The sequence below is a fragment of the Actinomyces sp. 565 genome, from assembly GCF_010365615.1.
Lineage (GTDB): Bacteria > Actinomycetota > Actinomycetes > Actinomycetales > Actinomycetaceae > Actinomyces.
Genome location: NZ_PIZD01000048.1, coordinates 89690 through 104455 on the forward strand (window position 1 = coordinate 89690; position 14766 = coordinate 104455).

8 protein-coding genes are annotated in these 14766 nt (G+C 69.2%); 5 read left to right on the forward strand and 3 right to left on the reverse strand.

Annotated elements, in window-relative coordinates:
- Positions 1–147 precede the first annotated feature (147 nt).
- A complete protein-coding gene (locus GZ997_RS07430) occupies positions 148–2004 on the forward strand; it encodes an alpha-glucosidase (protein ID WP_162679437.1) in 1857 nt (618 codons plus the stop codon).
- Here GZ997_RS07430 and GZ997_RS07435 read toward each other — a convergent pair.
- Both GZ997_RS07435 and GZ997_RS07440 read right to left on the reverse strand, forming a co-directional pair.
- A complete protein-coding gene (locus GZ997_RS07435; protein WP_162679471.1) occupies positions 2001–3182 on the reverse strand; it encodes a chloride channel protein in 1182 nt (393 codons plus the stop codon). The two genes, GZ997_RS07430 and GZ997_RS07435, sit on opposite strands and share 4 nt — an antisense overlap.
- Before the next feature lie 169 nt (positions 3183–3351).
- Positions 3352–5730, reverse strand: a complete 2379-nt coding sequence (locus tag GZ997_RS07440; protein ID WP_162679438.1) for a 6-phosphofructokinase — start codon at positions 5728–5730, stop codon at positions 3352–3354.
- Between the two features lie 304 nt (positions 5731–6034).
- Here GZ997_RS07440 and GZ997_RS07445 point away from each other — a divergent pair, with 304 nt between their 5' ends.
- The 4 genes from GZ997_RS07445 to GZ997_RS07460 all read left to right on the forward strand — a co-directional run bounded on the left by GZ997_RS07445 (position 6035) and on the right by GZ997_RS07460 (position 11267).
- Complete coding sequence (locus GZ997_RS07445) at positions 6035–7327, forward strand: DUF6350 family protein (protein WP_162679439.1); 1293 nt, start codon at positions 6035–6037, stop codon at positions 7325–7327.
- Between the two features lie 189 nt (positions 7328–7516).
- A complete protein-coding gene (purH, locus tag GZ997_RS07450) occupies positions 7517–9181 on the forward strand; it encodes a bifunctional phosphoribosylaminoimidazolecarboxamide formyltransferase/IMP cyclohydrolase (RefSeq protein ID WP_343212299.1) in 1665 nt (554 codons plus the stop codon).
- 67 nt (positions 9182–9248) lie between these two features.
- Positions 9249–9623, forward strand: a complete 375-nt coding sequence (locus GZ997_RS07455; RefSeq protein WP_306823055.1) for a hypothetical protein — start codon at positions 9249–9251, stop codon at positions 9621–9623.
- Between the two features lie 309 nt (positions 9624–9932).
- Complete coding sequence (locus GZ997_RS07460; RefSeq protein ID WP_162679472.1) at positions 9933–11267, forward strand: dicarboxylate/amino acid:cation symporter; 1335 nt, start codon at positions 9933–9935, stop codon at positions 11265–11267.
- Between the two features lie 345 nt (positions 11268–11612).
- Here GZ997_RS07460 and GZ997_RS07465 read toward each other — a convergent pair whose 3' ends face one another.
- Positions 11613–14741, reverse strand: a complete 3129-nt coding sequence (locus GZ997_RS07465) for an N-6 DNA methylase (RefSeq protein ID WP_162679441.1) — start codon at positions 14739–14741, stop codon at positions 11613–11615.
- Positions 14742–14766 lie beyond the last annotated feature (25 nt).

Below are 14766 nucleotides of genomic sequence, written 5' to 3' on the forward strand. Positions count from 1 at the left end.
GAGATCGGCACTTGTAACACACCCAGACCGGCACTAATGACGTGCCGGGAACGGTTTCAACGGTTCCTCCCCGGGGCGCGGCATGCCGTCGTCCCGCGCCCCGGGGAGGAACCGCAGCTCCACCACCCAATCTGGAAGGCCACTGCCATGAGCTATCCGCCATTCATCGTCAGCTCCCGCCACGTCGGAGACGACGCCGACTGGTGGCGCCGTGCCGTCGTCTACCAGATCTACCCGCGCTCCTTCCAGGACACTGACGGCGACGGCTACGGCGATATCCCCGGCATCACCGCCCGCCTGGACCACCTGGACCGCCTCGGCGTCGACGTCGTCTGGCTCAGCCCGGTGTACCGCTCTCCGCAGGATGACAACGGCTACGACATCTCCGACTACGAGGACATCGACCCGCTGTTCGGCTCGCTGGCGGACCTGGACGCCCTGATCGCGGGCCTGCACTCGCGCGGCATGCGCCTGGTGATGGATCTGGTGGTCAACCACACCTCCGACGAGCACCCCTGGTTCGCTGAATCCCGCAGCTCCAAGGACAGTCCCAAGCGGGACTGGTACAGCTGGCGTCCCGCCCGCGCGTTCCCCGGCCTGAAGCCGGGGGAACCCGGCACCGAGCCCACCAACTGGGGCTCCTTCTTCTCCGGGCCCGCCTGGCAGTGGGATGAGGGCACGCAGGAGTTCTACCTGCACCTGTTCTCCGTCAAGCAGCCCGATCTGAACTGGGAGAACCCCCAGGTGCGCCACGCCGTATACGACATGATGGGCCGCTGGCTCGACCGCGGAGTGGACGGCTTCCGCATGGACGTCATTAACCTGATCTCCAAAACCTATCCACTCGCCGACGGCCCCCGCCCGGACGGCGCCCTGTACGGCGACGGCGCGGCCCTGGTTGCCAACGGGCCGCGCGTGCACGAGTTCCTGCACGAGATGAACCAGGCGGTCTTCGCCCCGCGCAGCCGACACATCATCACCGTCGGCGAGACCCCCGGCGTGAACACCACCGAGGCCTCCCGCTACACCGACCCGGCCCGTGGCGAGGTGGACATGGTCTTCCAGTTCGAGCACGTGGGCCTGACCGACGGGCCCGGCGGCAAGTTCGACCCGCAGCCACTGGACCGCGTCGCCCTTAAGCGCAACCTGGCTGGATGGCAGGCCGCCCTGGCCCCCGAGGTCGACGCCGCCGGCCGCGTCACCGGCGAACGGGGCTGGAACTCCAACTACTGGGACAACCACGACCAGCCGCGCGCCGTCTCCCGCTTCGGCGACAGCGACCCCGCCTGGCGGGAGATGAGCGCGAAGACCATCGCCTCGATCCTGCACCTGCACCGCGGCACCCCCTACGTCTACCAGGGGGAGGAGCTCGGCCAGACCAACACTGTCTTCGCCGGCATCGACTCCTACCGGGACCTGGAGTCAATCAACTACTTCAGTGAGCGCACCGGCGTCGGCGACGACCCGGCCGCCCTGCTGGCCGGCCTGGCCGTCAACTCACGCGACAACGCCCGCACCCCCGTGCAGTGGGACGCGACCGCCCACGCCGGCTTCACCACGGGCACCCCCTGGATCGATGTCGCTCCCAACTTCAGGGAGATCAACGCCGCCGCCCAGGTGGGCGTGCCCGGCAGCGTCTTCGAGCACTACCGGGCGCTGATCGCGCTGCGCCACCACGACGACGCCGTCGCCTTGGGCACCTTCCGGCTCCTGGATGCTGACGCCGCCGACTCCTGGACGCTGCTGCGCGAGTATGTGGGAGCAGATGGTGAGCGCGAGCAGGTCTTGCTGGTCGCCTCGTGTACGCGCGCCGGACTGGAGACCGGGCCCGGTTCCGCCCTGCGTGGTCGACTGGCGGCCGAGGGACTGGACCTGGGGGAGTGGAACGATTCCGAGCGCGTGCTTATGGCCTCCTTGCCGGTGGAGGAGGCGGCCGCCTCCGGCACGGGGATGCCCGCGCGCCTGGCGGGCTGGGACTCCGTGATTCTGCGCCGTCGGCTTTAGGCACTCGAGCCGCGCATGCGGCTGGGCCGGGACGTCAGCCACCAGCAGCATACGGAGACCACCGCCATCAGGGCCAGCACCCACAGGGGGCCGCGGGCTAGCTCCCACACGAACACCGTGCCGAACACGGGTGCCCGCTGCGTGATTGACAGCACCGCGCCGGCGCCGACGAGCGCCAGCACCGGAACGCTCACCTGCCAGCCGGCCAGGTTCGCGGCCACCGCCACCGCCGCGCCTGCACTGCCGCCCAGGGCGAAGGACGGCGCCAGCAGCCCGCCGGTGGCGCCCGCCCCCAGCGTGATCCCGGTCAGCAGCGGCTTAAGGATGACGACACCTGCCAGCCCCACCAGCGCGGCGCTGGTCGTGGGGGAGACGAGTGCCGCCTCCAGGGCGTCACGGCCGTTTCCGGGCAGCACCGGCAACCACAGGGAGGCTGTACCCGTCAGCAGGCCGGCAGCCCCGATGCCCAGGGGGAGCGCCCAGGTGTCCGGCAGCCGGTGATCCTTGAACCGGACCCACAGCGACCGTGCGCCCGCACCCAGCAGTGCCGCTAGCCCCGCCACCGGCAGGGCTGCCATTAGGGTGGCGGAGTCAGGCCCGTCGATACTCACCGCAAAGGTGGGCCGCCCGCCCGAATGCAGCCAGGAGACCACCGTGGCCAGCAGGCTCACCGGTATGGCCAGCCACACGCCTCGTCGGCGCATACCCGCTGGCATAGTGATCTCGACGGCGAAGGCAGCCCCGCCCAGGGGCGCGTTGTACATGGCCGCCAGCCCCGCGCCGGCCGCCGCGGCCACCAGGGTGCGGGCCGGATGCGGTCCCAGGCCGAGGCGGGAGGCGACTCGAGCGGCGACCGCGCCGGCCATGAGCCGGGGCGCGCCCTCACGTCCGACCGAGTTGCCGGCGCCGACGGTGAGCACCTGCAGCACGCCGTCGGCGAAGGGGCGCAGCAGGCCCATGCGACGGCTCGCCCGGCCGGAGACGTCCCCAACCGCCGCCTCAACGCCTAATACGCCGCCGGTGGACCGCTCCCACCACCACAGGCCGCCGGCCGCCAGGCCGCCGACGGCCGGGGCCAGCACTCTCCGCCAGGCGGCGGCTGCCTGCACGCGCTGGGGGAGCGCGCCCTCGCCGACCCCGTAAAACAGCCACTCGAAGCCCTCCAGCAGGAAGGCCATGGCGATGCCGATCAGGCCCGCGGCTACGCCCGCCAACAGTGCGGCTACTGGCAGGCGCGCAGCGCCGGTGCGCGAGTTGGATGAGGATGCGGATCGGCGTGGAGTCACTGTGCGACCCTACCGGCAGCCGAGCAGCCGTGGATCCAGGTATTGCCCCCGCGCAGCGCGGTCAGTCCCTGTCCTCGGCGGAGGCTGCCCGCGACACCGTCTCGCCGAAGTCGGGGACGTCCGCCGGCGCCATGACTCCCAGGTCCTTGTTGACCAGGCCGATGGCGCCGCGCAGCCCCATCCACCACTGGTGCAGGGGGCGACGCGCCGTCAGGTCGAGTTCCTCATCCATGTGTTCCAGGCGATGATGCGTGATGCGTCCTTCTACCAGGCCCACGTAACTGGAGTGGTAGGTGCCGGCGTCCAATTGGTCGGAAAGCAGCTCCAGGGCGTGCGCCACCAGCTTGGTGGCCATGATCCGGTCGAAGGCAGTCGGGTCCCCGCCCTGCTGCAGGTGACCGATCTGCGCCTGGCGCACGTCGTACAGGCCCTCGCTCTCCTCGGAGAAGATCTTCGCCAGTACGTCCAGGGTGTAGTTCTCGCTGGCCCGCTCGTTGCGGATCACCAGGTAGAGCTTGCGGCCCGAGCGGAAGGACTCCACCATGCGAGCCGAGTCCTGGGCCAGCTTCTTCAGCGTCAGCCCCTCCTCGTTGAGGTACACCCGTTCCGCGCCGGTGGCGATACCGCTCATCAGGGTCAGGTAGCCGCAGCGGCGCCCCATCGCCTCGGCCACGAAGCAGCGGCGCGAGGCGGCCGCAGACTGCTTGATAGCGTCCAGCGCCTCCACCGCACTGTTCAGGGCGGTATCGGCGCCGATGGACAGCTCCGAGCCGGGCAGGTTGTTGTCGATAGACGCGGGCACGCAGATCATGGGGATCTTGAAGGCCGGGTAGCGGCCGCGCTCTGTGACCAGCTTGTGCGCTGCCAGGTAGGCGTTGAACCCGCCGATGATGAGCATGGCGTCGATCTGGTGGGACTCGATGGCCCGCCCCAAGGAATACAGCTGCTCGATGGTGGGGATGTCGCGCCGGGTACCGAGCTCGGCGCCGCCGTCGCCGACCCAGCCCTCGACGTCGTCCCAGGACAGCTCGCGCACATCCCCATCCAGCAGGCCCGGGAAGCCGCCGTGTACCCCGAGCATTGTGAAGCCGTGGTCCAGGCCCAGGCGCACAGCGGCGCGTGCCGCCGTGTTCATGCCCGGCGCCAGCCCACCCGCATGCACTACTGCGACTCGCCGGGAGCGTCCCGCCTGCGGGTTCAGGGCGCCCCCGGCCGCCGGATCCAGGGCCGGCGGGGTGGACATGGTCTCGAAGATGCCGAGCATCTGCTCAAAACTCGAGCCGCGCGCTGCTACAGCGCCCTGGTAGTCGCCGGCTGCTACCAGGTCCTTGACGGCGCGGGTGGCGCGAACCTGCTCCATCATGGGCAGGCGCCGGATACGGTTGCGCCGTTCGGCAATGATCACCGGCTCGCTCTCGGGCGTGGCCAGAACCACCTCGCGGGCCGCGGTGCACCCCAGCAGCGTGGACATCCAGCGGTCATAGGCACTCGGCTTGCCACCGCGCTGGACGTGACCGAGGATCGTCACACGGGCCTCCTCGCCGAGACGCTCGGCCAGGACCCGCTTGACGTCGTCGGCGGTGATGGGGTTCCCGGACCGGTCGGTGGCGCCCTCGGCCACGATTACCATCGACTCCCGCCGCCCGGCCTCGCGGCCCTTGGACAGCTTGCGGCACATGTCCTCCTCCCAGCCGTCATCCGGCGGGAGCTCGGGCACGAGCACGTAGTCGCAGCCGCCGGCCACTGCCGCCATGAGCGCCAGGTAGCCGCAGTGCCGACCCATGACCTCAACGATGAAGGTGCGCTGGTGGGAGGCTGCGGTGGAGGAGATGTCGTCGATCGCCTCGAGGATGCGGTGCAGGGCGGAATCGGTGCCAATGGTCATGTCCGCACCCACCAAGTCATTGTCGATCGAACCCACGATGCCGGTAACCATCAGCACCGGGTGGGCCGCCGCCGTCTGCGCGGAGATGTCGCCACGCTCAACGAGCTCGGCCACCAGGGAGGGCCAGTTGTTCCGGAACTCGTTGGTGCCGGTCAGGGAGCCGTCGCCGCCGATCACGACCAGGCGATCAATACCGTGCTCCAGCAGGTTGCGGCAGGCCGCCAACTGGCCCTCGCGTTCGCGGAACTCCGCCGAGCGGGCGGTGCCGATGATGGTGCCGCCACGGTGCAGGATGGAGCCCACCGAGTCCCACTCCAGCTTGCGCACGCCCTCACCGCCGGCCACGGCCCCCGCCCAGCCCTCCATCACCGCATACGGCTGGGCGCCCATGCGCAAGGCGGTCCGCACCACCGCACGTACTGCGGCGTTCATACCCTGCGCGTCGCCACCGGAGGTCAGCACCCCGATCCGCACGGGCTCACCGGGCGAAGAGGCACCGGTATCCGCGTCAACCGCCGGTCCGGGCGAGGTATCGCGCTGCGTTTCACTAGACATGGTGAATCCTTCCGTGGACGTCCGCTGCCTGGCTCTGGACCTGATTCTAGTGTGGCCCCCGCCGCAGCGGTGGTCTTGGCCCAAGTCGTTCACGGCCTGTTCACCGGCCTCCTCCCGCCGGTGCCGCACGTGCGCGTGCAGGAGCGCCGGGAGCGCTGGGCGGGCGGCGTCCGGCAGGCTCCGGTGGCGCCCCGTGTCTGACCTCGGTCCGCTCGCTAAGCCGCGTTAAGGTCGGCGGTGATCGTTCCGGCGCCGTCGGGACCGACATCGCGGGGCGCAGCACCAACAGGATGGAGAAGCGGGCATGAATCTTGGGCAACGGCTCGGCCGGCGGAGTTCGCGGGGCCCGGGCGGCTCTCCGCTGCGACGCGGCCTGCCAGATGACTGGCCGCTGGCCGCGCGCGCCGGGGCGGAGTCCGTGGTGCTCGGCTGGGGGCTTGTAGCACTGCCGACCCTCGTCCTCTACCTGCTGTCATCCTCACGCGACGCCGCGGCGGCCCTCTCCCTGGGCGGCGTGCTGCGCACCGGCACCGGCTTGTGGAGCCTCGGATTCGGCGGCTCGCTCGGGGCCGGAGCGGCCGAGTACGGCACGCTGAGCCTGCCGCTGCTGGGGCTGACGCTGCTGCAGGCGTGGATCACGCGCGCGTGCGTGCGCCGCGCCCGGCCCAGCGGCCCGCGCGCGGGGGCGGTGACCGTTTGTGTCGCCGCGCTGACGGCGCTGGCCATCGTGGCTGCAACCCATCCGGCCGCCTCACGCACCGGGGCCGCCGTCATTGGCATAACGGTGCTCACCGCGGCGGTCACCGCCGCGCACCTGCAGCGCGCCGGCCGGGGTTGGCGGAATGCCGCTGACCGGTGGGCGCAGCGACCACAGTGGAGCGTCATGGCCGTGCGACTGTGCCGGGAGACGGCGCTGGCACTGGCCGTCCTGGCAGGCGCGGTAGCGCTGGTGGGGCTGATCGCAGGAGCGGGCCGGGTGTCGCGTCTGCATGACGCCCTCGTAGGCGGGGACCTCGCGGGAACGGCCGGGCTAGCGCTGCTGCAGCTGGGCTGGCTGCCCACCGGTTTGGTATGGGCACTGTCATGGGTGGCTGGCCCGGGCTTCGTAGTGGGCACAGGCTCTGTCTTCTCGCCCACCCGCGTGCTGGCCGGAGCCGTACCCGCGCTGCCGCTGCTGGGGGGACTGCCCACCGGGGCACTGGGCGCAGGCGGAGCGCTCCTGCCGTTCCTCATTGCGGCGGCCGCCGCAATGGCGGCATGGCGGCACCGGCAGACGCTCCGGGAACTGCCCCTGCGGCAGGCGGCACTGACGACTTTGAGCGTGGCCCTGGTACTCGGTGCCGGCGTGCTGCTGGCGTGCCTGGCCGCGTCCGGTCAGGTCGGTCCTGGGCGCATGACCGAAGTGGGCCCGCGCAGCGGATATGTCGCTGCGATTGTGCTGCTCATGGTGCTCGTCGGAGTGGGAGTGGTGGCGATACTGCCACACCCGCGTACCCGCGCGCTCACCGGTCGTGGGGTGCGGGCAACCACGGTGGCAACGAGCGCTGCCGCAGACAATGCCCGGGAGCGACTGAGGGGGCATGCGGGGAGGCGGTAGGCTGACCCTGGCCGTAACTGGCGCGGGTGGGGCACCACCGGGAAGCGGCCGACCGGACACCGGTTACCCTCAACGGGGCGTCGCCCGCCTGGGCGTCCCGCCACACCGGCACAAGGAGCATTCGTGACCGCCCAGACCCCGTCGCCCTCGTCCGCCAACCCCGCCGCCGACTCTGCTGGCAACTCTGCCGTGCAGTCCGGTTCCGAGCGTATTCCGATCCGCCGGGCCCTGGTCTCGGTCTATGACAAGACCGGCCTGACCGAGCTGGCCGCCACCCTGGTCGGCCACGGCGTCGAGATTATCTCCACCGGCTCCACCGCCGCGACCATCGCCGAGGCCGGCCTGCCCGTGACCGCGGTGGAGGAGGTCACCGGGTTCCCCGAGTGCCTGGACGGGCGCGTCAAGACCCTGCACCCGCGCATCCACGCCGGCATCCTCGCGGACCGCCGCAAGCCCGAGCACCAGGCGCAGCTCGCCGAACTCGAGGTAGCCCCGATCGACCTGGTCGTGGTCAACCTCTACCCCTTCACCCAGACGGTCGCCGCGGGCGCGGGTTTCGACGCCTGCGTGGAGCAGATCGACATCGGCGGTCCCTCCATGGTGCGCGCCGCCGCGAAGAACCACCCGTCGGTCGCGGTGGTGGTGGACCCCGCCCGCTACGAGGAGGTGGCCGACGCCGTGGCCGCCGGGGGCTTCGACCTCGCCCAGCGCCGTGCCCTGGCTGCGGCCGCCTACGCCCACACCGCGGCCTATGACGCCGCCGTCGCCTCCTGGTTCGCGCACCGGCTCGAGGCTGACGCGGTCGACGCCGCGCCCGCCATGCCCGCCTACGTGGGGGACGCCTACACGCGCCTGAACCCGCTGCGCTACGGTGAGAACCCCCACCAGCGGGCCGCCGTGTACACCGCCGCCGACGCCGCGCCGGGGGCGGGCGTGGCCGGCGCCCGGCAGCTGTCAGGCAAGGCCATGAGCTACAACAACTACACCGACACCGACGCCGCCGTCCGCGCTGCCTATGACCACGGCGAGGCCACCTGCGTGGCGATCATCAAGCACGCCAACCCCTGTGGCGTGGCCGTGTCCGCCACCGGCGACGTGGCGGAGGCGCACCGCAAGGCCCACGCCTGCGACCCCGTGTCCGCCTACGGCGGCGTCATCGCCACCAATGCCACCGTCACGGCCGCCATGGCCCGCCAGATCAAGCCGATCTTCACCGAGGTGATCGCCGCGCCCGCCTACGACGACGAGGCCGTGCAGATCCTGTCGACCAAGAAGAACCTACGCATCCTCGTTGTCAACCCGCCGGAGCGCGGTGGCTGGGAGGTCAAGCAGATCTCCGGCGGCGCCGTGATTCAGGAACGCGACGCCGTCGACGCTCCCGGCGACGCCCTCGCAGGCTGGGAGCTCGTGGCGGGTGAGGCAGCCGACGCCGCCACCCTGGCGGATCTGGCATTCGCCTGGCGTGCCATACGCTCCGTGCGCTCCAACGCCATCCTGCTGGCCCAGGACGGGGCGACTGTCGGCGTTGGTATGGGGCAGGTCAACCGGGTGGACTCCTGCAGGCTGGCGGTTGAGCGGGCCAACACACTTGGTACCCGCATGACCGGGGACGCGGCGGGCGACGCCGTGGACGCTGCGGGCACCGGGGTCTCGGCCCCCGAGCGCGCTCGGGGGTCGGTGGCCGCATCGGATGCCTTCTTCCCCTTCGCCGACGGCCTGCAGGTGCTTATCGACGCCGGCGTGCGCGCCGTGGTTCAGCCGGGAGGCTCCATCCGCGACGAGGAGGTCATCGCCGCCGCCCGGGCCGCGGGCATTACCATGTACTTCACCGGCACCCGTCACTTCGCGCACTGACCCGGTGGGGCCCAATGCCCCGGTCGCCTACGGCGCGGGCGACCGTTGAGGGACTAAGGTAGCTGCCGTGACCGACCAGAACGGTGCAGACGGCGGATCGCCGTCGGAAGGCGAACGGGCGGGTGCCTCGGGCGTGGGCCACGACGGGGGATCCAAAGCGGACAGCTGCCCCGAGCGGCAGCAGCCCTACCGCACGCTCGCGGTGGTCGCCGTGGCGGCCTGGCTAGCGGCCGTTCCGGTGCTCTCCTTACTCGGCTACCGGCGTCTGGCGGTGATCTGGTTGGCGCTGGAGGTGCTGGCCCTGGCGGTGATCCGGGTGCAGCGACCCGACGGAACCTGGATCGCGGCGCGCAGCCGGGGATTTGACGTCGTGTTCGGGCTGCTGCTCGCGGTTGGCCTGTTCGCCCTGTCCTATTACGCAGGCCTGCCGCGGGTGCACTGACCGTGGGTGCACTGGCCCGTTCGGCGCTGCCCTCCCGCGCGTTCACCGTGCTGCCCACGCGCGTACAGCGCAGTGGCAGGCCCGGGGCCGGTGGCTTGGTCGGTGCTGCGCCGGGTCCCAGGCGGATGGCCAGGTGGAGGCCCAGATGGAGGCCCACTGTACGGTCCGACGGGGCGCAGGTGGCGGTGAGTGTGGCATCCTGCCGCCCAGTATGCGGTCCCGGACCGCCCGAATCCAGCCGGAAGGCAGTACATGAGCAACCCATCCCCGCGTCCCGACGGTACCTCCGGGCAGCCTGCCCCGGGGCCAGTGCGCAGGTTCCTGGCCCGAGGCGGCATCCTCGTGTGGGTACTCGCCGCTATCATCCTGGCCCTGCTACTCGGCTCCATCCAGATCGGTGGCAGTCACCTGGTACCGGTTCCGGTTGGTCGAATCTTCTCCACCTTCTCCAACCTGTTCAGCCAGTTCCTGTCCTTCTCGATCCCGCTGATCATCATCGGCCTGGTCACGCCCGCCATCGCGGACCTCGGACGTGGCGCAGGCCGCTGGCTCGCCATCACCGCCGCCATCGCTTACAGCTCGACGCTGTTCGCGGGCTTCGTCACCTACCTGGTGTGCGCGGCCACACTTCCCCGCGTCCTGGGCGGTACGACTCTGGCGGACGTGGAGGAGCCCGGCAGTGCCCTGGACACCTACTTCAGCGTGGAGATGCCCGCCCCGGTGGGAGTGATGACGGCCCTACTGCTCAGCTTCGTGCTCGGCATCGGGCTGTCGATGGTGCCGCGCGGGGTCATGCGCAAGGGATTCATCGAGTTCCGTGCCATCATCACCTCCCTGATCGAGCGGATCATCATTCCGCTGCTGCCACTGCATATCTTCGGCATCTTCCTGAACCTCACCTACACCGGTGAGGCCTGGGCGATTATGCGCACCCTGCTGCGGGTCGTCGTGGTCGTGCTGGTCCTGGAGGTGCTCATCCTGGGTGTCCAGTACCTGGTTGCGGGGGCCGTCGGCCGCAAGAACCCCGTGAGGGCGCTGGTGACCATGCTGCCTGCCTACCTCACTGCCCTGGGTACCTCCTCCTCGGCGGCCACCATCCCGGTGACCCTGCGGCAGGCCCGCAAGAACGGCGTGGCCGACGCCGTCGCCTCCTTCACCGTGCCGCTGTGCGCCACCATCCACCTGGCCGGCTCCACCTCAAAGATCTTTGCCTTCGCATTTGCTATTGCCCTGACCCAGGGCATCACGGTTTCCGCCGCGCAGTGGATCGGCTTCATCTTCATGCTCGGCATCACGATGGTCGCCGCTCCAGGAGTTCCCGGCGGAGCCATCATGGCTGCTACCGGCCTGCTGTCCAGCATGCTCGGCTTCGACGACGCCCAGGTGGCGCTCATGATCGCCACCTACATTGCCCTGGACGCCTTCGGCACCGCCACCAATGTCACCGGTGACGGCGCTATCGCCATCGTTGTGGACCGGCTTGCCCACGGCCGCATAGGGCCCGAGGGGGAGCCGGAGAACACCCGCGAGCTGGCCTTCGACGGCATGAAGTACCTGGACCGGGTCAGCGTGGAGGGCGTGGTCAGCGCCGAGGAGCTGGAGGCCTCCGCCGCCGCCGCGGGCCCCAACGCCGTCAGCCGCTGACGCGCGCCCGGACCCGCGGAATCACACGGGTATTGTGGCTGGACAGAGGGATTACGTTGGATACTCCCCTTTGGTCTCTACTACGCCTGTTAGGTGTGTGTTGAAGGGCTCAGAGCCCTTCAACAGAAGTCGAAGTGGCGTAGTAGAGCACTAACCGGCGGGGTAAACGACTCCGACCACGGGCGCGAGGGCATCATTGGAGCCACTGTGCCGCCCAGGCGGGCGTGCGGAGCGTCTGGTTCGGCTGACGCGCTGCGCGCTCGCGCGAAGGTAGCTGATATCCGGCCCGGAGGCTGACAATCGCATCGCCGCTGCTGGCCAGGAGCGACCAGGCGGTTGATACGGTTACAGGTCCACGTGGGGGAGGACGGCATCAACGGCGGGCTCGATCTGTTCGGAAAGGCCCGAGGCATCCAGAGCGTCGCGGATCGTCTTGCGCGCCGCCTTGAAGTCTTTTGCGCCTGTGACGTCCGTGGACGCGGCGAGCTCCTCGGCCCGCTCGACGAGTTTGACTAGCGTTTGGTGGCGGGGGTCCGCGGCGTCGTAGCCGCCGAAGGGGACCTTGAAGACGTTCTTGTCGAAGTCGCGTGGTCCGAACAGGCCTACGGCCTGCATCGGCTGGATCCGCTCGAGGAGTACGCGGGAGTTGAGAATGCCGACGAGATAGCGTCCCTCGTCCTCCGAGCGCACAGGTGCCCAGTAGAGCTTGTGATCGATGAGAACTGACGGATTACTAACTCGGGAAGCTGTTAGCTGATTCCCCGCCTTGGAGTAAACCACTCGTTGCACGTGTGAGAGTGGCAACTGAGCCGAGAGCTGGGACGCGTAGTCCATCCGTTCCAGGAGTGGCTTCCGCTCTCTGGCGACGCGGTGCTCCCTCCACACGTACTCCACGTGCTCCCACCACGCGTCCAGGTCCGCGTACCGTTCGATCTCCTCCGCGTCGGCGATCGAACGGGGGTCGGACAGGCTGATCGGGATGACTGCTGTGAGCGGCTCCGCCATTCGGTAAGGCAGAAGCGTCTCCCCGAGGTGAACCGGGTGGAGGAAGTCCTCCTCGACGGTGCCCGTCAGGCTCTCGACCTGTTTCCACGGTGCTTTCTCCAGGGAGGAACGCCGGGAGAGGACCTTGACGCGTCCGGCACCCAGGCCGAGGGGGCCGGCGTCCTGCTTTTCAATGAAGAACAATACGCGTGGAACAATGATCGCCCCCTGGCGGAATCTCTTGTCATACGGGGAGACCTCGGCATCGTCCCGCTGCTGCACGTGGACTCTGCCCTTGGCCCGCGTAATTCGTGTGCTCGCCTCCGACCACGGGGTGCGCGTCGACACCCGCTTGCCGGTCCACTCCCGCGTCACCGGTGACATCGCTCCGGCGCGCGTAGACGCCCAACCCCGCACGACGCAGGATGTCATCGGGAATCCCGTCGCCCGGCTGAGAGGCTGCAGGTCCCAGGACGTTGCGAAGACGGCCTCCTGGGCGGGTCCCCACTGGCCGGAGCGGAAGCCCTCGTGCGGGTAGCGGGTGATAGTCCCGTGAGGCATGACAAAGGCGAAGCGAGCGTCAGGTGTACCGTACCGGTCCAGCGCGCGCACGACGAACAGCGTGGAAAGATCCCTGCTTGAGGCCCCCTTGGGGCCGGAAAGCAGCCCCTTGGCCTGCGCCATCAGGCGGTAGCGGTCCTGCATCGCCCCGCTCATCTTGTTGTAGCGCAGCCACGGCGGATTGCCGACGAGCACGTCAACCCGGTTATCGGGCAATGCCAGCCAGAGCGGGCGGATAAGGTTGCGGACGTAGTAGCCCCAGATGTGGTCGCGTCCGCGCCGCTGGAGGTCACGCATCTTGGAGAAAGTCCGCCTCACAGTGTCCCGCGCGGCGCCATCCGCGATTTGAAGCCGGTCCAGGACCGGGTCGATCAGTTTGTTGTCCGGTTTCTTCTTGGAGGAGTCCAGGGCAAGGCGGGCCATTTCGCTGAGCAGTTCGTCGAAGCGCTCGGCGTTGGCAATGATCGAGCGCGGGAAGACCAAGTCGTCGTCGAAGAGCGGGGACTCCAGCGCAAAGGCCTCCTGGCCCTGGGCCAGGTCTGAGCCCGCGGTGCTGATGGTGACGGCGTCGTCATCGGTCAGCAGGTCGGCGCGCTCCTCCCACTGGAGCGAGTCGCCCAGGAAGACCGGGACGGACAGTGCTCCCTTGCGTTGCTGGAGCCGATCGGTGCCGATCGCCAGCAGGTAGGTGACTCGTGCCAGCGTGACCGCCACGGGGTGCAGGTCCATGCCATAGACATGGCTGGTCAGGGAGGTGAGCGCTTCACCGGTCTGGATTCCGGCCGCCTGCGCCGCGGCGAGGTAGGCGCGCACCGCGTGGAAGAGGAAGGTTCCGGATCCGCAGGACGGGTCCAGGACGCGCTGGCTGAGTGGGTCCGTGACTGTGTCCTCAACCATCGCCTCGGCGAGCCAGTCCGGGGTGTAATACTCGCCCAGGGCCTGGCGGGTCTCTGGGGAGATGACGGCTTCGTAGAGGTGCTTGAGGACGTCGTGATCGGGGTGGCTCCAGTCAAAGCGGGAGATGCGGGTGGTCAATGAGCGGATGAAGCTGAGACCGTCCGGAACCTCGGTAGGCCAGTCAAAGAAGTCGGACTCCACGACGCCGCGTATCCGAGCTTCAGCGAAAGCCGTGCCGGTGGCCAGGCTCGCGGGGGACTGCCGCGCAATGGCGGCGATGTCCAGGCCCAGGGCGGCGTGAGCGATGATCTCTGCGGTGAGCACGAGGAGGGTGTGATCGATGAAGAGAGACTCATCGTCCTTGAAGCCGGAGCCGAATGCGGTGCGGAGCATCTTGCCCCACAATTCGTGCTTCAGCGCGACCTCGGGCTGCCGGCGGCTTTGCGCATAGAGCGCGCGCAGGGTTGTGTGGTCGGCAGCGTGCGCGGGGGAGTTGGACCCCAGCTCGCGGATGATCGCCTCTCCCGTGGGCGGAAGATTCTCCCTGGTGGCGAGCACGGTACCGAGCCAGTAACGCAGTTCCTCCGCATCCTCCCCGGAGGAGATCAGTAGGTGATCCGCCTCGATGATGCCATGTCTGGCGTCGTCGCCGTCGGGCTTGTCCCCATGCCTCGGGTCAGGTACGTACAGATACCAGTGGGCACCGTCGGTAAGAATCCCGAGGAACCGCGTCCCGGTCTCATCACAACGGTGACGCACGTACCTGCCGAGCTGCTCGACTGCGTCGTGCAGCACTGGGCGTCTGGTGAGGTCTTTTTTGACCTCAATGACAGTTGAGCCGGTCTCAATGTCAATGCGCCTTCGCGTTCCGTCTCCGAGCTGAGACTCCATGGGGACGTCGTAGACCTGCTCATCGTCCAGGTTGAGCTCAGCGGACAGTATGAAGGAGCGGATATCCGCCTGCAGCGTAGCCTCGGCGCGAACAGGATCGCGGCGGGCGATACGAGCGACTATGTCCGTGAGCGTCTCCATGACTCGAGTGTATGCGCGGAGGTTC

Coding starts and splice junctions, on each gene's coding strand:
- GZ997_RS07430 (WP_162679437.1), top strand. CDS start 148: ATGAGCTATCCGCCATTCATCGTCAGCTCCCGCCACGTCGGAGACGAC.
- GZ997_RS07435 (WP_162679471.1), bottom strand. CDS start 3,182: ATGGCCTTCCTGCTGGAGGGCTTCGAGTGGCTGTTTTACGGGGTCGGC.
- GZ997_RS07440 (WP_162679438.1), bottom strand. CDS start 5,730: ATGTCTAGTGAAACGCAGCGCGATACCTCGCCCGGACCGGCGGTTGAC.
- GZ997_RS07445 (WP_162679439.1), top strand. CDS start 6,035: ATGAATCTTGGGCAACGGCTCGGCCGGCGGAGTTCGCGGGGCCCGGGC.
- GZ997_RS07465 (WP_162679441.1), bottom strand. CDS start 14,741: ATGGAGACGCTCACGGACATAGTCGCTCGTATCGCCCGCCGCGATCCT.